General features: G+C 71.1%; 17 protein-coding genes. 12 read left to right on the top strand and 5 right to left on the bottom strand.

What is annotated here, in order from left to right:
- Positions 1–14 precede the first annotated feature (14 nt).
- Positions 15–392: a response regulator gene (locus tag ENSA5_RS11905; RefSeq protein ID WP_258182826.1), complete on the bottom strand. Its 378-nt coding sequence runs from the start codon at positions 390–392 to the stop codon at positions 15–17.
- A gap of 179 nt (positions 393–571) precedes the next feature.
- Between ENSA5_RS11905 and ENSA5_RS11900 the strand changes: the two genes are divergently transcribed.
- The 8 genes from ENSA5_RS11900 to ENSA5_RS11870 all read left to right on the top strand — a co-directional run bounded on the left by ENSA5_RS11900 (position 572) and on the right by ENSA5_RS11870 (position 10,811).
- Entirely contained in the window at positions 572–1,645 is a 1,074-nt protein-coding gene (locus ENSA5_RS11900) for an ABC transporter ATP-binding protein (protein WP_106391767.1), read from the top strand.
- A gap of 274 nt (positions 1,646–1,919) precedes the next feature.
- The gene (locus ENSA5_RS11895; RefSeq protein ID WP_258182825.1) at positions 1,920–4,121 is read left to right on the top strand and encodes an extracellular solute-binding protein; all 2,202 of its coding nucleotides are present in this window, start codon (positions 1,920–1,922) and stop codon (positions 4,119–4,121) included.
- On the top strand, positions 4,118–4,981 hold the full coding sequence (locus ENSA5_RS11890; protein ID WP_106391765.1) for a sugar ABC transporter permease: 864 nt from the start codon (positions 4,118–4,120) through the stop codon (positions 4,979–4,981). Before ENSA5_RS11895 ends, ENSA5_RS11890 begins: the two co-directional genes overlap by 4 nt.
- 623 nt (positions 4,982–5,604) lie before the next feature.
- Positions 5,605–6,438, top strand: a complete 834-nt coding sequence (locus ENSA5_RS11885) for a poly-gamma-glutamate hydrolase family protein (RefSeq protein ID WP_181197666.1) — start codon at positions 5,605–5,607, stop codon at positions 6,436–6,438.
- Between the two features lie 101 nt (positions 6,439–6,539).
- Complete coding sequence (locus ENSA5_RS11880) at positions 6,540–7,097, top strand: lipocalin family protein (RefSeq protein ID WP_106391763.1); 558 nt, start codon at positions 6,540–6,542, stop codon at positions 7,095–7,097.
- A gap of 57 nt (positions 7,098–7,154) precedes the next feature.
- Entirely contained in the window at positions 7,155–9,470 is a 2,316-nt protein-coding gene (locus ENSA5_RS11875) for an aminotransferase class III-fold pyridoxal phosphate-dependent enzyme (protein WP_106391762.1), read from the top strand.
- A gap of 123 nt (positions 9,471–9,593) precedes the next feature.
- Positions 9,594–9,749, top strand: a complete 156-nt coding sequence (locus ENSA5_RS37515) for a hypothetical protein (protein ID WP_181197665.1) — start codon at positions 9,594–9,596, stop codon at positions 9,747–9,749.
- 42 nt (positions 9,750–9,791) lie between these two features.
- Positions 9,792–10,811, top strand: coding sequence for a glycosyltransferase (locus tag ENSA5_RS11870; protein ID WP_181197664.1), 1,020 nt, complete (start codon positions 9,792–9,794; stop codon positions 10,809–10,811).
- Here the strand turns inward: ENSA5_RS11870 and ENSA5_RS11865 are convergent.
- Positions 10,775–11,728 carry a phosphotransferase gene (locus tag ENSA5_RS11865; protein ID WP_181197663.1) on the bottom strand — a complete coding sequence of 318 codons (954 nt, stop codon included), beginning with the start codon at positions 11,726–11,728 and terminating at the stop codon, positions 10,775–10,777. The genes ENSA5_RS11870 and ENSA5_RS11865 overlap by 37 nt on opposite strands.
- On the opposite strand from ENSA5_RS11865, the gene ENSA5_RS35845 reads away from it, so the two are divergent.
- The 4 genes from ENSA5_RS35845 to ENSA5_RS11850 are packed head-to-tail and all read left to right on the top strand — an operon-like array spanning position 11,690 to position 16,083.
- Positions 11,690–12,352, top strand: coding sequence for a PIG-L deacetylase family protein (locus ENSA5_RS35845; protein WP_181197662.1), 663 nt, complete (start codon positions 11,690–11,692; stop codon positions 12,350–12,352). The two genes, ENSA5_RS11865 and ENSA5_RS35845, sit on opposite strands and share 39 nt — an antisense overlap.
- Positions 12,353–12,356: 4 nt before the next feature.
- The gene (gene galE, locus ENSA5_RS11860; protein WP_106391759.1) at positions 12,357–13,340 is read left to right on the top strand and encodes a UDP-glucose 4-epimerase GalE; all 984 of its coding nucleotides are present in this window, start codon (positions 12,357–12,359) and stop codon (positions 13,338–13,340) included.
- Complete coding sequence (locus ENSA5_RS11855; protein ID WP_146155598.1) at positions 13,337–15,133, top strand: ABC transporter ATP-binding protein; 1,797 nt, start codon at positions 13,337–13,339, stop codon at positions 15,131–15,133. Before galE ends, ENSA5_RS11855 begins: the two co-directional genes overlap by 4 nt.
- The gene (locus ENSA5_RS11850) at positions 15,133–16,083 is read left to right on the top strand and encodes a hypothetical protein (protein ID WP_146155597.1); all 951 of its coding nucleotides are present in this window, start codon (positions 15,133–15,135) and stop codon (positions 16,081–16,083) included. The genes ENSA5_RS11855 and ENSA5_RS11850 overlap by 1 nt, the downstream gene beginning before the upstream one ends.
- A gap of 10 nt (positions 16,084–16,093) precedes the next feature.
- Here the strand turns inward: ENSA5_RS11850 and ENSA5_RS11845 are convergent, their stop codons facing one another.
- The 3 genes from ENSA5_RS11845 to ENSA5_RS11835 are packed head-to-tail and all read right to left on the bottom strand — an operon-like array spanning position 16,094 to position 18,933.
- Entirely contained in the window at positions 16,094–17,125 is a 1,032-nt protein-coding gene (locus ENSA5_RS11845; protein WP_106391756.1) for a hypothetical protein, read from the bottom strand.
- The gene (locus ENSA5_RS11840) at positions 17,125–17,883 is read right to left on the bottom strand and encodes a glycosyltransferase family protein (protein WP_106391755.1); all 759 of its coding nucleotides are present in this window, start codon (positions 17,881–17,883) and stop codon (positions 17,125–17,127) included. The genes ENSA5_RS11845 and ENSA5_RS11840 overlap by 1 nt, the downstream gene beginning before the upstream one ends.
- A gap of 12 nt (positions 17,884–17,895) precedes the next feature.
- Positions 17,896–18,933, bottom strand: coding sequence for a GNAT family protein (locus tag ENSA5_RS11835; RefSeq protein ID WP_146155596.1), 1,038 nt, complete (start codon positions 18,931–18,933; stop codon positions 17,896–17,898).
- Positions 18,934–18,938: the final 5 nt, after the last annotated feature.

The raw sequence follows: 18,938 nt of genomic DNA, 5'->3' as shown, positions 1-18,938 counted from the left end.
AGGCCGCTAGCGCCTCACTCCCCGGTCACGACCTCGAGCAGCTCGTCGAACTCGAAGGGCTTCTCGAGGAAGCGCTGGACGAGTCCCGGGTCGAGGAAGTTGGTCAGGTCCATGTATGAGTGCCCGGAGATCAGCACGCGCTCGCAGTCGGGGTACTTGTCACGGACGTGACGCAAGAGCCACGCTCCGTTCGGCCCCTTCATCGTGAAGTCGACGATGACCATGTCGTAGAGCTTGCCGTCGTCGGCCAGCTTGTTCATGTGCTCGAGCGCCGCCTCGGCCCCGAGCGCGACCTGCACCGTAGCCTCGTCTTCGATCAACCGTTTCGTGGCGCTCAGCACCTCGATGTCGTCGTCGACGACGAGAACTCGTTTCCGTCCTTGTTCGTCCACTGGGTGGGGCCCTCTCGCTGGAGTATACGCGATTCGGGCCCGGCACGGCGTGTCCATCGTTGATATCGCGCACGCCTGGCCGCGGATCACCCGCTGCGCGCGATCATGAGCGGCCGGGTTCGCGCAGGACCACCTCCGTGTGGCAGACTCGGCCCGAGTCTAGAGACTCGCCCGTCTGCATGGTCAGCGTCCGAGCCAAGCAGTTGATCAAGCGCTTCGGCGAGACCACGGTCCTGCGCGGGGTCGAACTCGACATCCCCGACGGGAAATTCGCGGTCCTGGTCGGGCCCAGCGGCTGCGGGAAGTCGACGCTCCTGCGTCTGCTCGCCGGGCTCGAGCGCGTGAGCTCCGGCTCGATCTGGTTCGGCGAGCGCGAGGTCACGACCCTCGAGCCGCGCGAACGCGACATCGCGATGGTGTTCCAGTCCTACGCCCTGTACCCGCACATGACGGTGCGCAAGAACCTCGAGTTCGGCCTCCGGCTGCGCAAGACCGACGCGGCGACGATGACCGCCCGGGTCGAGGAGGTCGCCGGGATGCTGGATATCGCGCATCTGCTCGATCGCCTGCCGCGGGCGCTCTCGGGCGGCCAGCGCCAGCGGGTCGCCATGGGTCGGGCGATCGTCCGGCGCCCTGCCCTGTTTTTGTTCGACGAGCCCCTGTCCAACCTCGATCCCGCTTTGCGCGCGCAGGTCCGGGTCGAGATCCGCAAGCTCCACGATGAGCTCGGCGTGACCAGCGTGTACGTGACCCACGACCAGGTCGAGGCCATGACCCTCGCCGACGTGCTCTACGTGCTCGAGGGCGGCGAGGTCCAGCAGCGCGGCCGACCGATCGACATCTACCGCGAGCCGGACAACGTCTTCGTCGCTCAATTCCTCGGTAGCCCGGCGATGAATGTCAGGTCCGTCGAGCTCGCGCGCGGCCCCGCGGGCGAGTGGCGCGCGGGGTCTGTTCCGATCGCGCAGCCGAGCGCCTTCGCCGGCCTCGAGGTCGGACGCGGCGTGATCGTCGGTGTCCGACCTCACGACCTCGCCCTGGTCGGCGAGGCCGAGGCCGATCTGCGCCTGCGCGCCGAGGTCGTCGAGACCCTCGGACCCGAGCTCACGGTTCACGGCACCCTCGAGTCCGACGAGCCCTTCGTCGCGGTGCTCCCGGCCGAGCACGCGGTCGAGCGCGGCGACACGCTGGCGCTGCGGATCGAGCGGCTCCACCTGTTCGACGCCCAGACAAGGCAGAGCCTGCGGTGCTGAGAAGGCGGTTTTCCATGACCCCCGCAGCCGTCCTGCACTCTGCCACGCACGGCCGCAAGCGGCCGGTCGCTCGTTCCTCGCTCGGTGGGCTCTCAGGTGCTTCGCAGCGGCCTCCGTGGCCCCCTAAAAGGGGGCTGGCTGGTTCCATGACCCCCGCAGCCGTCCTGCACTCTGCCACGCACGGCCGCAAGCGGCCGGTCGCTCGTTCCTCGCTCGGTGGGCTCTCAGGTGCTTCGCAACGCCCTCCGTGGCCCCCTAAAAGGGGGCTGGTTCCGTGACCCCCGCAGACGTCCTGCGCTCTGCCACGGTGAGATTCTGGCCGGCGCTGGTCGCGTTGGCGCTGTGGCTGGCGGCCTCGGTCGCCCACGCCGGGGAGCCGATCCGGCTGTGGCACGCCTACCGCGGGGCCGAGGAGCAGGCCCTCGACGAGATCCTCGCCAGCTTCGAGGGCGAGGTCGATCTGCTCGCGGTGCCCTACGACGCCTTCGCCTCGAAGCTCGAGTCCACGGTCCCCCTCGGCGAGGGGCCCGACGTGTACATCGACGCCCACGAGCGGCTCGGTGACTTCGTCGAGCGAGGCATCGTCGCGCCCCTGCCCTTCGCGCTCTCGCCCGAGGCCTACCCCGACAAGGTCATCGCAGCGGTCACGATCGACGGTCGCCCCTACGCGGCCCCGACCTCGCAAAAGTGCCTCGCGCTCTACGTCAACACCGCGCTGGTCGCCGAGCCCCCGGCGAGCGTCGAGCGGATCGCGGCGCTGGCCGACGCGCTCCCCGACGGGACCTTCGCGCTGGCCTACGAGGCCCGGGGCGCCTACGCCCACGCCGCCGTGCTCGCGGCCTTCGGCGGCGCGCTGCTCGACACCGCGGCCGACGACTACGCCTTCGAGGGCCCCGAGGCCGCGCGCTCGCTCGAGTTCGTCGCCGCGCTGATCGAGGCCGGGGTCGTCCCCGAGGACGCCGACGGAGCCCTGGTCACCAACTTGTTCGGCGCCGGGCAGGCGGCCACGGCGATCAGCGGCCCGTGGCTCGCGGCCGACCTCGACCGCGATCAGATCGCCTACGTCGTCGTCCCGCTGCCGACGATCGAAGCGACCGGCGAGCGCATGCGGCCGCTGCTGACCGTCGAGGCCGTGATGCTCTCGCCGCGCGGGGCCCAAAACCCCGCGGCCGTGGACCTCGTCGAGCACCTCAGCGGGGCCGAGGCCGCGGCGATCCGGGCCCGGGTCGCCCGCAGCGTGCCCGCGCGCGCCGACCTCGAGCTCCCGCCCGACCCGCTGCGCGAGGCCTTCGCGGCCCAGGCCGAGCTGGCCGAGCCGACGCCCTCGACCGCGGCCATGCGCGCGGTCTGGGAGCCCGCCAACCGGGCGATCCGCAAGTACCTGCGCGGCGAGGTCGAGGCCGAGGTCGCCCTCGCCGAGGCCCGCCGCCGCTACGACGACCTCCGGCGACCGCCGCCCCCACCGGCATCCCCAACCCCCGCGCTGGTCGTCCTCGGGCTCCTGTGCCTGTTCGGCGCCGGGCTCCTGGTCCACCGCGCCCGCAAGCTCGGGCCCGGCGCCGGGCTCGCGGCCCTGAGGCAGTCCTTGCCCGCCTACCGCTACGTCGCGCTCGGGGTCGTCGCCGTCGGCGTGCTCGTGGTCCTGCCGATCTTGTTCGGCGCCGGGGCGGCGCTCTTCGCTGGCAAGCCCCACGCGATGTACTACGTCGGGCTCGCCAACTTCACGCAGATCCTGACCGCGCGCGGCGGCTCGCTGCTCGCGACCGGCTCGTTTTACGTCGTGCTGGCCGTGACCGTGCTGTGGACGGTCGTCAACGTCGCCTTTCACCTCGGCATCGGCGTGGCCCTGGGCCTGGTCCTCTCGCGCCCGGCCATGCGCCTGCGCGGGCTCTACCGGGTCCTGCTGATCGTCCCCTGGGCGGTCCCGAGCTACGTGACCGCGCTGGCCTGGCGGGGCATGTTTCACCGTCAATTCGGCGCCGTCACCGGCCTGATCCACGCGATCAACGACCTGCTCGGGACCTCGCTCGAGCCGATCGCGTGGTTCTCGAACTTCTCGACCGCGTTCGCGGCCAACGTCGCAACCAACGTGTGGCTGGGCTTCCCCTTCATGATGGTCGTGACCCTCGGCGCGCTCGCGGCCGTGCCCAGCGACGTGCTCGAGGCCGCCGAGGTCGACGGCGCCTCGCGCTGGCAGCGGCTAACCCGGATCACCTTGCCGATCGTCGCCCCAACCATGATCCCGGCCGTGACCCTGGGCGCGATCTGGACCTTCAACATGTTCAACGTGGTGTTCTTGGTCTCTGGCGGCGATCCCGACGGGACCACCGACATCCTCGTGTCCGAGGCCTATCGCTGGGCCTTCACCCGCGAGGCCCAATACGGCTACGCGGCCGCCTACGCCGTGCTGATCTTCCTGCTCTTGCTGATCACCAGCCGCGTCGCCGACCGGCTCCTGAATCGAGGCCCGAAGTGACCCGACGCGCCGACCTGCTCGAGTCCCTCGCAGCCCACACCGTGATCCTGCTCGCGGTCTGCTTCTCGCTCTACCCGATCTTGTGGGTCGTGAGCCTGGCCTTCTCGGGCGCGACCAGCCTCGAGCCCCAGGTCCTCCCGATCCCGGTCGAGCCCACCCTCGAGCCCATGCGCGAGGTCGTCGGCGCGACCCGGGTCGAGCCCGACGGCGGCGAGATCTGGCTGTTCGGCCGGCAGCTGGCCAATTCGCTCGTCGTGTCGACCGCGACCGCGCTGATCGGGGTCTCAATCGCGATCCCCACCGCCTACGCGTTCGCGCGCTTCGAGTTCGTCGGCCGCCGCGAGGGCATGCGCCTGCTCCTCGCGACCCAGATGTTCCCCGCGGTCGCCAGCGCCGTGCCGCTGTTCATGATCCTCGAGGCCCTCGAGCTGCTCAACACCCGCACTGGCCTGGTCCTGTGCTACGCGAGCACCTCGGTGCCCTTCGCCGTGTTTCAGCTGCGCAGCGCCTTCGAGGCGATCCCCGAGGATCTGGAGGAGGCCGCGATGGTCGACGGCGCGACCCGCTTCGAGGCCTTCGTGCGCGTGGTCCTGCCGATCGCGCGGCCGGCGATCGCCGTGACCTTCCTGTTCGCGTTCATGACCGCCTACAACGAGTTCATCCTCGCGGCCACGCTGCTCGACGACGAGAGGGCCTTCACCCTGCCCGTGGTCTTGCAGCGCTTCATCGGCGAGTACGACGCTCGCTGGGACCTGTTCGCGGCCGGGGCGATCGTGGTCTCGCTGCCCGTCATGTTGCTCTTTTATCAGGTCCAGCGTCACATGGTCGCCGGCCTCGGGGCGGGCGGCGTCAAGGGCTGAGCCCCGCGCGGGGGTTTCGCGGAGCTCGCCGCGATGACCCAACGCTGAAGTCTGCGCCCCGGCCCCCGATGCCACAAAGCACGAGCGGCGCCCGCCGCCGGGTGACATCTGCACCCGGCGCCACCCTCATCTGCCGCGTTGTCACTGATGCGAATTGACACACCGCGAACATTGGCAGCACATCGCATTGATGACACTCGCTGCATTCGCCTGAATGCCCAGCTCAGACCTAAGGCGCTGAAATCACGGCGATCTCCATTGCCTCTAACCCGTTGAAAGTAATCGATTGCGCCTCGGCAATTGCGCATATTTAAAAGCGCGTTTTTGAGCTTGCCATCAATGCTCCAATGCATGACTATGTACACCCCAACCACGATTCCCCTCGTTCGATTGTAGCAACCTGCCACCCATTGCGCAGATTGCGGGGAACCGTTGCATTCTGGAGCGCAGCTATGAAAAACAAGCACCACATCACTCGTCGCAGTTTTGGAACCGGATTGGCCGGCCTCGCGGGTGTCGCAACATTCGCGGGCGTCAACGCCGTGTCCAACATGGCATTGGCTGGCAATGAGCTGCAAATACTCGCCCCGTCCCTGATGGTCCCGATTGAGGTAACATCGACATTGAAGTCGCAGGGACTGAACAGCGACAAGTGGATGTGCTCCGTATCGGGCGAATTCGCCAAAAAATTCAAGCTCGGGACCCAGATCCGCGTGCGTCGCAACGGCAGTGAATATGCGGTCTACACCGTCGGCGACGTCCGCGAAGACGATCCGGCCAACCTGATCCGGATGGGCAAGATCGCCCGCGAACGCCTCGGCACCAGCGACAGCTTCGAGGGCAGGCTGATGCCGACCCTGGCGCTCAAGCCCATGACCGACGACGAGGCCGAGACCTACGGTGAGTTCGTCGAGCGGGTCTACGACACCAAGGAGCATCAGGGCCTCGTGATCCTCGCGCCCCACGGCGGCGGCATCGAGTTCAACACGGACCTGCAGGCGCGCTGGGTCGCAGACGCCCTGCCCGACGCCGACCTCAGCACCTGGTGCTGCTCGGGCTGGCACAACAACGGCAGCGACTACACCCGCTGGCACGTGACCTCGACCAAGATCCACCCGGCGAGCTTCCCGGGCCTCGCGAGCATCGCCGAGCGCGGCTTCGCCTACGCCGTCTCCTTTCACGGCCAAAAGGCCGACGGCGTGCTGATCGGCGGCGGCGGCCCGATCGAGCTCAAGGAGACGCTCCGCGACGAGATCAAGGCCGTCGTCGGCAACCACCCGGTGACGATCGCCGAGCCGGGTGACCACAACTCGGGCATGTCGGCCGAGAACGTGGTCAATTGGATGACCGCGGGGGGCTCGGGCGGCATCCAGCTCGAGCAGAGCCCCGAGATCCGCGACGGATACTGGATCGACGTGGCCGAAGCGGTCGCCAAGGTGTACGAGTCGCTGATTTAATCGGCTCGGGAGGGCGTTTGCGCCCGGTTTGGCAACAAATGCCGACGAAATCGCCGCGCGGCGGTTGAAAGGCCAACGAACCCGGTACATGCCCTACGGGCATGGTTCGGATCATCACTTTGCTCGTTGGCCTCTCGACCGCCGCGTGCGCCGGAAACAACAACGGCGGCCAGGAGCCTGCCCCGCCCCTCGAGACCGTGGACTACGTCGACCTCGAGCGCTACGCGGGGACCTGGTACGAGATCGCCAATTTCCCCCAGAGGTTTCAGCGCGGCTGCACGGCCACGACCGCGACCTACGAGCTGCGCGCCGACGGGCAAGTCAAGGTCATCAACCGCTGCCGCAAGGACTCGCTCGACGGCCGCGAGGTCACGGCCAAGGGCCGCGCCCGGGTCGTCGACCCCTCGACCAACGCCAAGCTCGAGGTCAGCTTCTTCCGGCCCTTTTGGGGTGACTACTGGATCATCGATCTCGGGCCCGACTACGAGTACGCGGTCGTCGGCCACCCCAAGCGCGAGTACCTGTGGATCCTCGCCCGCGAGCCCACGATGGAGCCCGAGGTCTACGAGGGGATCGTCGAGCGTCTCGCGGCCCAGGGCTACGACACCGCTCGGATCGTGCGGACGCTGCAACCCGAGGTCGTCGAGCTCGGCTCGTAGCGGGGTCTTTGGCGGGGTTCTCGCGCGCGCCGAGTTCGGCCATACTCGGGCCAGCCAATGCCGCCCGCGCCCCAGCGACCCGAGATCTCCGCCGCCACCGCGGCCGCCCTCGCGCGCGAGCACTGGGGTCTGTCCGGTCAGCTGCGCGAGCTCGGCAGCTACGCAGATCGCAACTTCTTGATCGAGGGAGAGGCCGGCGAGCGCCACGTCCTCAAGATCACCGCCGAGGCCAGCGAGCCGCGCGAGGTCGTCGAGCTTCAAGCCGCCGCGCTCGGCCACCTCAGCGAGCGCGCGTCGGCGGCCCTGGTCCCGCGGGTGATCCCGAGCCGCGCGGGTCCGCTCTTGGTCGCGAGCGCCGACGCGCGCGACCAGGCCTGCGTGCTGCGCGTGCTCAGCTGGCTCCCGGGCCAGCTGTGGTCCGAGCGAAGCGCGCCCTCGGCCGCCCTGCGCCGCTCCTTGGGTCTGGCCCTCGCGCAGCTCGATCTCGATCTCCAGGACTTCGAGCACCCGGCGATGCAGCGCTCGTTTCGCTGGAACCTGACCACGCCCGAGTGGATCGCCGACGAGCTGTCCGCGCTCGAGCCCGGCCGCCAGCGCGAACGGGTCGTCGACGCGCTCGCCCAGTTCCGCGCGCGGGTGGCCCCGCGCCTGAGCGAGCTCCCGCACCAGCTGATCCACGGCGACGCCAACGAGCACAACCTGGTCGTCGAGGGTGACGCGCTGTGCGGGATCTTCGACTTTGGCGACACGCTCGCGGCCCCGGTGATCTGCGAGCTGGCGATCGCCCTGGCCTACGCCGCGATGGTCCCGGATCCCGTCCAGGCCTGCGCCGAGATCTGCGCCGCGTACCACAGCCGCCGAGCGCTCTCGACCTTCGAGCTCGACCTGCTCTTCGATCTGATCCGCGCGCGCCTGGCCGTGAGCGTGGTCAGCTCGGCCCTCGCCCACGCCCACGAGCCCGACAACCGCCACGTCGTCGCCTCCGAAGCCAAATCCTGGGCGCTGCTCGGCACCTTGACCGACTTCGGCCGCCGCGCGGTCACCAAGTACATCGCGGGCGCCTGCGGCCAGTCTGCGCCCGTGCCCGTGCCCGGGGCCCGTTCGCGCACGCGCCTGCTCGCCCAGCGCCGCGTCCGGCTCAGCGCCGCCTCGAGCCTCGCCTACGACAGCCCGCTCTACATCCGCCGCGGCGAGGGCACCTGGCTGTTCGACGAGCACGACGCCGCCTACCTCGACTGCGTCAACAACGTGGCCCACGTCGGCCACTGCCACCCGCGCGTGGTCGAGGCCGCGAGCGCCCAGCTGGCCACGCTCAACACCAACACCCGCTACCTCCACGAGGGCATCCTCGCCTACGCCGAGCGCCTGTGCGCGACCCTGCCCGAGCCGCTGAGCGTGGTGTTCTTGGTCTGCTCGGGCAGCGAGGCCAACGAGCTCGCGCTGCGCATCGCCCGGGCCCACACGGGCGGCCGCGAGGTCGTGGTCGTCGACGGGGCCTACCACGGCAACACATCGACCCTGATCGACATCAGCCCCTACAAGCTCCGCGGCCCCGGTGGCCACGCGCCCCCGCCCTGGGTCCACGTGCTCGACACCCCCGATCCCTACAGCGGCCGCCACGGTGACGACGGGCCGGCCTACGCCGCGCCGATCATCGCGGCCGCCCACGCCGCCCGCGTCCGCGGCGAGCAGCTCGCCGCGTTCATCTGTGAGCCGGTCATGGCCTGCGCGGGCCAGGTCGTGCCCGCGCCCGGGTTCCTCGAGGCCGCCTACGGCCACGCCCGCGCGGCCGGGGCCGTGTGCATCGCCGACGAGGTTCAGGTTGGCTTCGGCCGGGTCGGCGACGCGATGTGGGCCTTCGAGGCCGAGGGCGTGGTCCCCGACATCCTGACCCTCGGCAAGCCGATCGCCAACGGCCACCCGGTCGGGGCCGTGGTCACCACGCCCGCGCTCGCGGCCAGCTTCGCCAACGGGATGGAGTACTTCAACACCTTCGGCGGCAACCCGGTCTCGTGCGCGGTCGCCTCGGCCGTGCTCGAGGTCATCGCCGACGAGGGCCTGGTCGCCAACGCGCGCGAGACCGGCGCGTGGCTGCGCGCGGCCCTGCGCGAGCTCGACGATCCGGGCGTCGGCGAGGTCCGCGGGCGCGGCTTGTTTCTTGGCGTCGAGCTCGTGGCGGATCCTGAGACCAAGGCCCCCGACGCCCGGCGGGCCCGGGCGATCGTCGAGTACGCCCGCGGGCGCCACGTGCTCCTGAGCACCGACGGCCCGGCGCGCAACGTGGTCAAGATCAAGCCGCCGATGTGCTTTGGACCGGTCGAGGCCCGGATCCTCGTGACCACCCTGGCGGCGGCCCTGCGCGCGACCAGCTGAGCGGCTCGCCCCGCATCAAGGCGCCCGCATGGCGTCGCGGAGCCGGCGACATTCGCTGTCTTCATAGGGGCTGCTCGCTCGCTTGAAAGGTCTCGCGGGCCCGCGTATGTAGCTAGCGATCCGATGAACAAGCGCATCGTTCATGTCGCCAGCGAGGCCAACTCGGCGACGGTCGAGCCCATCGACGCGTGTGAGGCCAGCTGCGGGTCGGCGCCCTGCGGGGAGATCCTGTGGACGACCTGGTGCGGCTGCTGGTGGGGCGAGGGGCAGCAGCGCTGAGCCGTGGTCGCTGAGGGGCCCCAGGGGCGCGCTCGCGTCAGCTTGTTCACGAGCACGGAGGGAGGCGCCTGGCGCCACAGCTTCGAGCTCGCGCGGGCCCTCGATCCCGCCCGCTTCGAGGTCGAGCTCCTCACCCGGCCCCTGCGCGCGGGCGCGCCCGCTCGCCGTGAGCTGCGCGCGGCCGAAGTCGCCCACGTCGAGGTCGAAGACCACGAAGCCCTCGCGCGGCACCTGTTGCGTCGGCGCTCGGACATCGTCCAGCACTACGACTCGCTGCTGCCGATCTTGGCCCTCGACCTCGTCGAGCAGGAGCTCGGCGAGGATCGACCCCGCTCGATCCAGCTGCTCCACGCCAACGGTCGGCCTCGCGTGCCCCTCGATCTCGCCGACGTCGTCGTCGGCGTGAGCGCCTCGACGCTGCGCTGGCCGGGCGCCGCCGAGGCCCTCGCTGGCCGGGCCCGGGTCATCCCCAACGGGGTCCACCTCGGGCCGGCGCCGCGCCGGGTCGCGGGCGAGGGCGAGGCCCCGGTCATCCTCGCGCTCACGCGCCTCGTCGAAGGCAAGGCCGTCGACGCTGGCCTGCGCGCGCTCGGGCAGCTCGAGCGAGGGGCCTGGACCCACCGCATCGTCGGGGACGGGCCCGCTCGCGCGCAGCTCGAGGCCCTCGTCGACGAGCTCGGTCTGAGCGCCCGCGTCCGCTTCGTGGGCGCCGTCGACGACCCCCGGCCGGAGCTCGAGGCCGCCGACTTGTTGTTGTCGACCTCTCCGAGCGAGGGCTTCGGCCTCGCCCTGGCCGAGGCTGCCGAGGCCGGCCTCGCCCTCGTGACCCGCCGCGCGGGTGGGCTGAGCGAAGCCCTCGTCCACGGCGAACACGCGCTGGTCTACGACGAGCCCGAGCAGCTGCCGGCGCTCCTCGCCCGCGCCCTCGGCGACGCGCGCGAGCGCGGTCGCCTCGGCGCCGCCGCCCGCCGCCTGATCCATGCTCGCTTCGATCACGCCGGGATGGTCCGGGGCTACGAGGCCCTCTACGCCGAGCTCGCCCCGCGGACCCGCGCGAGGTAGGTGTCGACGCCGTAGCCCTCGAACAAGAACAAGAGCTCATCCTCCCAGTCCTCGCTGTAGTGCTGGCGGTGGAAGGCGCGCTTGACGAGCATGCGAAACAGCTCGACGAGCACGAGGTAGTCGAAGGCCGCGGCGTCGGCCGGCGCGAGCCGGGCGAGCACCCGGGCGCGAAAGCCCGGCAGCTCCGCGTGGCGCCCCGCGCCGGCGACGTACTCGTCGATGCACAGGTGCGCGAGGTTGAGGGCGGCGTAAGAGTGGAAGATGGGGTCGAGGTCGATGAGCACCGCCGGCCCGTCGCCGGCGCGCGGGACCATGAGGTTGTGACGGTGGAGGTCGCCGTGGACGAGGCCCCGACGCAGGCCCGCGTCGGTCGCCGGACGCAGCGGCCCGAGCGTCGGCTCGATCGCGGCGAGGACCCCGTCGAGGCTCGCGCTCGGCCCCTCGGGGTGGCCGTCGCCGCGATCGATGTCCTTGTTGATGTGTGGCCCTCGCAGGAGCGCGTCGAGCTCGACGAAGGGCGCGAGCATGCAGATGCGCTCGGCCTGCTCGTAGAGCATGAACAGCGGGTCGAGCTCGCTCGCCGTGGCCGGGCGCAGGCGTGGGTCGAGGCGAACGAGCTCGTAGAGCTGGCCCGCGTGGGCGAAGATCTGCGTGCGGAGGCGGAGGCGGAGCCCGTCGAGGGGCCGGCTGAGGACGAAGGCGCGGTCGTGGAGCTGGTCGCGATCGATGGCCTTGATCAGCGCGCGCTCGTGGCCGAGCTCGACGATCAGCCGCGGGCGCTCGGCCTCGCCTCCGCGGCGGGTCAGGTCACGGAGCGCGGCCCGCAAGGCCGCGGCGTCGATCTGGTCGGAGGTCGAGGAATCGGGCAGACTCCCCCCGTGCTCGAGGCTCCCGATCTGCTCGTCGTCACGGCTCACCCCGACGATGAGATCATATATTTCGGCGGCTTGCTGCTCACGCGGACCGAGCACGCGCGCGCGGTGGTGTGCGTGACCGACGGGGACTTCGAGGGCGAGGGCGCGCAGCGCGTTGCGGCATGTGAGCAGGCCTGCGCCGAGCTCGGGGTCAGCTCCTTTTCCTGTCTCGGCTTCCCCGACGACCCCGCTGGCTGCCTCGATCTCGACGCCCTCGTCGCGGCCCTGCGCGCGCGCTTCCCCGAGCCGCCCGAGCTGATCTTCACCCACAGCCCCCACGGCGAGTACGGGCACTTCAACCACATCGACGTCAGCCTCGCGGTCCACCGGGCCTTCCCCGGGCACCCGCGACTCTACGTCGTCGCTGCGCACATGTTCCCCGAGCTGCGCGTTCAGCTCGACGAGTCGACCTTCTCGCGCAAGCTCGAGATCGCCACGCGCCACTACACCAAGCAGCTGCGCCAGGCCTGGCGGATGATGACCAACCTCGCCGACGAGGGCTTCGTCCGCCTGCCCGCGAGCGAGGTCGAGGCGATGCACGAGCTGCTGATGGAGGGCGAGGCGGTCGCGAGCGAGCGCGCGCCTCACTACCGCCACGTGCTGCCCCTGATCCGCCCCCGTCGCTGAGCTCATGGCTGCACGCGTGCTCGTCACCGGCGGGGCCGGCTACATCGGCAGCTTCTGCGCCCGCGCGCTCACGGCCGCGGGCTACGAGGTCGTGGTCGCGGATGACCTGTCGAGCGGTCACCCCGAGGCCGTCGACTGTCGCCTCGTCGAGCTCGACCTGCGTGATCGCGCGGGGCTCGGGCGGCTGCTCGGCGAGGGCTTCGACGGGGTCGTCCACCTCGCCGGGCTGATCAGCGTCGGCGAGTCTTTCGAGGCGCCCGGGCGCTACGTCGACGTCAACGTCCGCGGCAGCCTCAGCCTGCTCGACGCGATGCGCGAGCACGGCGTCGACTGCCTCGTGTTCTCCTCGACCTGCGCCCTCTATGCTCCGAGCGACGAAGCCCTCGACGAGGACGTCGCGCTCGCGCCCCTGAGCCCCTACGCCGAGACCAAGCTGCTGATCGAGCGCGCGATCGAGCTCGTGCGCAGGCAGGGCCTGCGCGCCTACTGCCTGCGCTACTTCAACGCCGCCGGCGCAGCCGCGGACGCCAGCCTCGGCGAGGCCCACGCGCCCGAGACTCACCTGATCCCCATTGCGATCGAGCGGGCCTCGCGTGGCCAGCCCTTGGTCGTGTTCGGCGACGACTACCCGACCCCCGACGGGACCTGCGTGCGCGACTACGTCCACGTCCTCGATCTCGCCGAGGCCCACGTTCGCGCGATGGAGCGGCTGCTCGCCGGGGCCCCGGGCGAGGCCCTCAACCTCGGGACGGGCCGGGGCGCGAGCGTACGCGAGATCGCCGCGCTGGTCTCGCGCTGCCTCGGGCGCGAGCTCGCGGTCGAGCTCGGGCCGCGTCGTCTCGGTGATCAGCCGAGCCTCGTCGCGCGCGCGACGAGGGCGAGCCGGAGCCTCGACTGGACGCCGCGCTGGGGCCTCGAAGACATCGTCGCGAGCGCTTGCGCCTGGCATCGAGCCCCGCGCTACGGACCGGGACGGGGGGCCGCGTGAGCCAGGCCGCGGACCAGCGCGAGCCCTCCGTCGAGCGCGCGACCTTGCGGCGGATCTTGGCCCGCGCGCGCCCGCACTGGCTGTCCTTGAGCGTGGCCGTGGTCTTGCTGTTGACCGGTAGCGGGATCACGCTCGCGCTCCCCCAACTCGCCGGCAACTTCGGCGGCGCTCTGCTCTCGGCCGAGGAGCCCGAGCGTGCGCTCGCGTCCCTGCGCGAGGGCCTGGTCTTGTTCGGAGCGCTGCTCTTGGTTCAGGGCCTGCTGCAGGTCGTCCGCCGCCTGCTGCTCGTCCGCGTCGGCGAGCGCGTGGTCGCCGAGCTGCGCGTCGAGGTCTACGCTCACCTCCTCGACCAGGCCCAGGCCTTCCACGCCCAGCAGCGCACGGGCGAGCTGCTCTCGCGCCTCGGCGCGGACATCGTCCGGGTCCAGCAGACGGTCAGCAGCGACCTCGCCTCGTTCTTGCGCAACAGCGTGATCCTCGTCGGCGGCTTCGCCTTGTTGCTGCAGACCGACCCGTGGCTGACCCTCGTGATGCTCGGGGTCATCCCGCCCCTGGTCCTGGTCTTGTCCTTCGTCGGTCGCCGCATCCGTCGCCTCAGTCGCCGGACCCAGGCCGGCCTCGCCGAAGTCAGCGCCACGGCCCAGGAGGTCCTGGCCGCGATCGACGTGGTTCAGGCCTTCACCCGCGAGGACCACGAGGTCGAGCGCTTCACCCGGGGCGTCGAGGACGTCTACCGCGACGTCCTGCGCCGGGCGGTCCTCCAAGACGCGCTGTCGAGCGCGACCCGCCTGCTCGGGTTCACCGCCTTGGGCCTGGTCTTGGTCATCGGCGGCACGATGATCAGCGCGGGCGGGCTCGAGCCCGGCGAGCTGCTGAGCTTCATGTTCTACACGGTCCTCGTCGCCTCGTCCGTGGGCTCGTTCTCGGATCTCTACTCGCGCATGCAGGTCAGCCTCGGGGCCGGAGCCCGGGTCCTCGCGCTCCTCGATCTCCCCCTCGCCTTCGCCGGCGAGCGCGAGCGCGCGCCGGTCGAGCTCGACGGCGGCGGGCTGCGCTTCCGCGCGATCGGGTTTCGCTACGCCGAAGACGGCCCGTGGGTCCTCGACGGGGTCGACATCGAGATCCCGCCCGACAGCGTGTGCGCCCTCGTCGGGCCGAGCGGCAGCGGCAAGACGACCCTCGGACGTCTGCTGCTGCGGTTTTGGGATCCGCAGCGCGGCGCGGTCGAGATCGACGGTCACGATCTGCGCGAGCTCAGGCTCGAGGACCTCCGCCGCAAGCTCGCCGTCGTCGCGCAAGAGCCGACCCTGTTCAGCGGGACCGTGCGCGAGAACATCCGCTACGGGCGCCTCGACGCGACGGACGAGGAGGTCGAGGAGGCGGCCACGGCTGCCTACGCGCACGAGTTCATCGTCGAGCTCGAGGCCGGCTACGAGACCCGGGTCGGCGAGCGCGGCGTGCTGCTCAGCGGCGGCCAGCGCCAGCGCATCGCCATCGCCCGCGCGCTGCTACGCGATCCGCTGATCTTGCTCCTCGACGAGGCGACCTCGGCCCTCGACAGCGAGAGCGAGGCCCGCGTCCAGGCCGCGCTCGAGGTCCTCCAGCGCGGGCGCACGACCCTCGTGATCGCTCACCGCCTGAGCACGGTTCGCCGCGCCGACCAGATCATCGTGCTCGATCACGGTCGGGTGGTCGAGCGAGGCACGCACGCCGCGCTCATGGCCCGCGCGGGTGCCTACGCGGCGATGGTAGAACGACAGGCCCTGCTCGACGATCTCGGCGAGACCAGCTGATGTCCACGTCTTCACCCATGCTCACGCCCGACCACGTCGAGGACGCCATGTCCCGCGGCCTCGCCTGGCTCGCGGATGTCCAGGAAGGGGACGGAGACATCCCCGTGTTCGCCTGCCGCCGCCGCGACCTGAGCGGGCGCCGGCACCTCGACAGCAGCCCCTTCAACGCGGCGCACATCCTCGAGGGCGTGCGCGCCTGCGGCGGGCCCGAGGCCGGAGCCATCGCCGCCGGGCTCGAGGCCTACCTGTGGCGCGAGGCCAGCCCGGGCGGGACCTGGTCCTACTTCGCGCGCAAGACCGGGCGCAAGATCGACGACGACCTCGACGACACGAGCTGCTGCGCGGCGCTGCTGCGCGGCGGCGAGCGCGACCGGGACCTCGCGTCCAACCGCGAGCTGATCCTCGCCAACCGCGATGAGCACGGGCGCTTCAAGACCTGGCTGCGCCCGCCCGAGGCCCGCAACGACGTCGACTCCGTCGTCAACGCCAACGTGCTGTGGTACCTCGGCGATCACGAGGGCACGCGCGCGGCCGCGGCGTGGCTGTGTGAGCTCGTGCGCAGCGGGGCCGAGGCGCCCACGGTCCTCTACTACGAGAACCGTCTGACCTTGTACTTCGCCCTCGCCCGCGCCCTCGCTGGCGGCGCGAGCGGCCTCGCGCCCGTCCGCGCGCCGATCCTCGACCGCCTCGAGCGCGTCGAGCTCGGGGCCCTCGACGCCGTCGAGCTCGCGTTTTGCTGCCGGGCAGCCCAGGACCTCGATGGTCCGGCCGAGCTCCGCGCCCGGCTGCTCGAGGCCCTGCTCGGCCGGCAGGCCGCCGACGGTAGCTTCCCCGCCGCGCCGGTCTGGAACGGCCCCGAGCACCCCGCGCCCCGCTCCGTGTGGTGGGCCGGCGAGCCCCTGACGATCGGCCTCGCCCTCGGCTGCCTCGCGGCTGCGCGCGGCCGCTGAGCGCGGGCGCTCAGCCAGCCTGGCGCGCGACGAAGTAGGCCTTCCACTGCGGGCGATCCCCGGCGCGGAGGCTGAGCTTGAGGTGAGACAGCCGGGTCGCGACCGGGGCCCAGCCCGGCTCCTCGACTCGCTGGACGCCGGCTCCTGCGAGGCGCTCGAGCTCGGTGGCGCGCCCGTCGTCGACCCCGTGCTCGCGCACGGCGAACGCGAGCGCCCGCCCGAACCCAGGCCCCGGCGAGACCTCGATGTCGACGCGATCGAGGACCGGGCCCGAGCCGAGCAGCACGGTGCAAGCGGGCGCGGGCCCAGATCGAGCGAGGTCCGCGAGCAGCTCGAGGGGCGCGTCGAGGCCGGGCGCGCGCGGCAGCGCCGGGCTGGTCAGCAGCGCCCGCAGCTCGGGGATCGAGCCGTGAAGGTAGGGCTTGAGCGAGCCGCCGGCCTCGACCCGGGCGACGCCGAGGTGGGCGAGGCGCAGCGAGGGCCACGCCCGCGCCGCGTCCGCGAGGCGCTCGAGCAGCTCGACGCCGGGGGCCGGGCGCGGCCCGAACAAGGCGGCGACGAGGCGCGCGATCGCGGGCGACCAGATCAGCTGGCTCGGGTCTCGGAGCCGGTGGAGGTTGCGGAGGCTGAGGTACACGAGGTCGGGGCCGCGCCGGCGTCGGAGGCTCTCGCCGTCCATGCACAGGCAAAAGGCCTGGACCATGCGGGCGTCGCGGGGGCCGAGGGCCGCGACCCGCCGGGCCGGGTCGAGCGCTCGCTGTGGCCACAGCGAAGCGTCGGGCCCCGCGAGGCGCTCGCGCAGCTCGAGCAAGTTGGGCTCGATCAGCTCGCTGCGCCCGCGCGAGAGCGGCAGCGCGACGCCGGCGTCGATGCGATCGCTGTCGAGGTGATACTCGAGGCCGAAGCCGAACACGCTGAAGTCGACGGGGACGGCGTCGAGGTAGGCGTGGACGGTGGCCAGCGAGTCCTGGCCTCGGGCCCAGCTCGGGAGCTGGTCCGAGAGCACGCGCAAGGCTGCGCCCGGGCTCGCGTAGTAGCGCATCAGTTGGGCGCGCGGTCGTCGAACCAGCAGTCGACCTCGGACAGATCGATGGTCTCGTCGTCGACGACGTGGTTGGCGAGGAACCAGCGGCACTCCTCGAGGTACTTGTTGCCCCCGTAGCCCCGCTCGAGGCGCGCGCGGATCCGCGGGATGATCTGTCCGTGCCACTTGAGGTGGTGAACCGGGACCTCCCAGCGAGGTCGCGAGTAGCGCTGAGGATCCTCGATCTTGTGGAGCCCGACGCGGTGGCGGATCCCCGGCCGCGAGATCGGGACCTTGGTGATGGTCGCGCCCATGGCCTCGTAGCTGAAGTAGGAGCACAGCGGGTAGCGCTGGAACACGGGCTCGTCGTCGACCGCCGGGGTCCGGCCGGCGAGGGCGAAGCGATCGACGAGGCGGCCGACGACATAGTCGTGTCCGCCAGCGGCGAGCAGCTCGAGCACGCGGCGCGGACGGGCGATGAACTCGTCGCAGTCGGCGTTGAGCACGTAGGCCTGATCGCCGAGCTCGTCGCGGCGAAAGTCGGAGATGCGGTCGACGCGAAGCTGCATGTCCTCGACGCCGAGGTAGGTCATGACCACGTGGATGTCTGGCGCCGCGAACAGCTCCTCGAAGGCGGGCAAGCGCGCGGCCTCGTCCTCGTAGTGGTTGAAGAACACGTGAAAGGTCTCGACCCCAGCTTGGCGGTAGTAGGCCAGCCACTGGCGGATCAGCGCCAGCGAGTCGCCCTTGGTCGTCATGTTGGTGACCAGATGCACGGCTCGCCCCGCTCAGATGTCGTCGTTGTCACCGAGGGTGACGGTCCAGTTGGCCGGGTTCTCGTAGATCCGCGCGAGCTCGCGCTCGTGGGCTGCGAGGGTGAAAAAGGGGTGGCGGTGGTCGGTCACGCGCGCGCAGTCGGCGAAGCAGCGCTCGAAGTACCACTGATCCTTGCCGACGAACTTGAGCCCCGCCGCGCCCTGCTCGCGGGCGAGATCGGCGACCCGCAGCAGGAGCTCGTGGGCGAAGTGGACGTTCTTGCCGAGGCTCATGAACTCGACGAGGAGCAGGCGGTCGTCGAGGGCCTGGGCCACGGTCAGGGCGACGACCTGGTCGTAGAGCCGCAGCGCGAAGATCTGATAGTCGCGGTCGGGCCGCTTGCGATACTTCCAGTCGAGGTAGGTGGCGCTCTTGGCCACGGACAGGGCTTCGGTCCGCGCGACGGACTTCCACAGCTCGTCCATGTCGCCGTCGGGGTCGTAGTCGCGGGCGAGCTCGAGGCCGAAGCGCTTGTCCTCGGGGATCGCCTCGACCGTGGCCCGGAGCCGGTCGTGGTCGGGGCTCCCGCAGGCGAGGTACCACTGCTCCATCATGAAGGTGCGCACGAGGTTGTGCTGGACGGGGTAGACCATCTGCTCGTTGGGCATCCCCGTCGTGACCATGATCTCGGGGTAGTCGCCGAGCAGCTCGTTGGACAGGCGCCAGGCCGTGGTCAGGAGCGAGGCCTTGCGATGCTCGCGCAGGACCATGCCGTCGCCGCCCTGGACGAGGATTCGCTCGTGGGCCTGGCCGAGGTAGTTGAGCGGCGCCGGGATCGCGCCGTGGTGGCCGACGACCTCGCCCTCGTGCTCGACGAGGACCGAGACGCCGACGCGGCTCGCCGGGTTGTCGACGTACTTCCAGCGCCACTCGCTGAGGTCGAAGGGCCGCCGGAACACGGCCTCGAACAGGGCGGCGATCTTGGGGCCGTCGTCGAGGGTGACGGGACGGGCGCGATAGCGGGCGCCGCTTGGCTCGTGGACGAACTCGATATGCTTGGGCTCACTCATCTCGT

It is taken from the genome of Enhygromyxa salina, from assembly GCF_002994615.1.
Taxonomy (GTDB): domain Bacteria; phylum Myxococcota_A; class Polyangia; order Nannocystales; family Nannocystaceae; genus Plesiocystis; species Plesiocystis salina_A.
The sequence above is the reverse complement of the archived record's forward strand: the minus strand, read 5'-3'. Positions and strand labels throughout refer to the sequence as shown.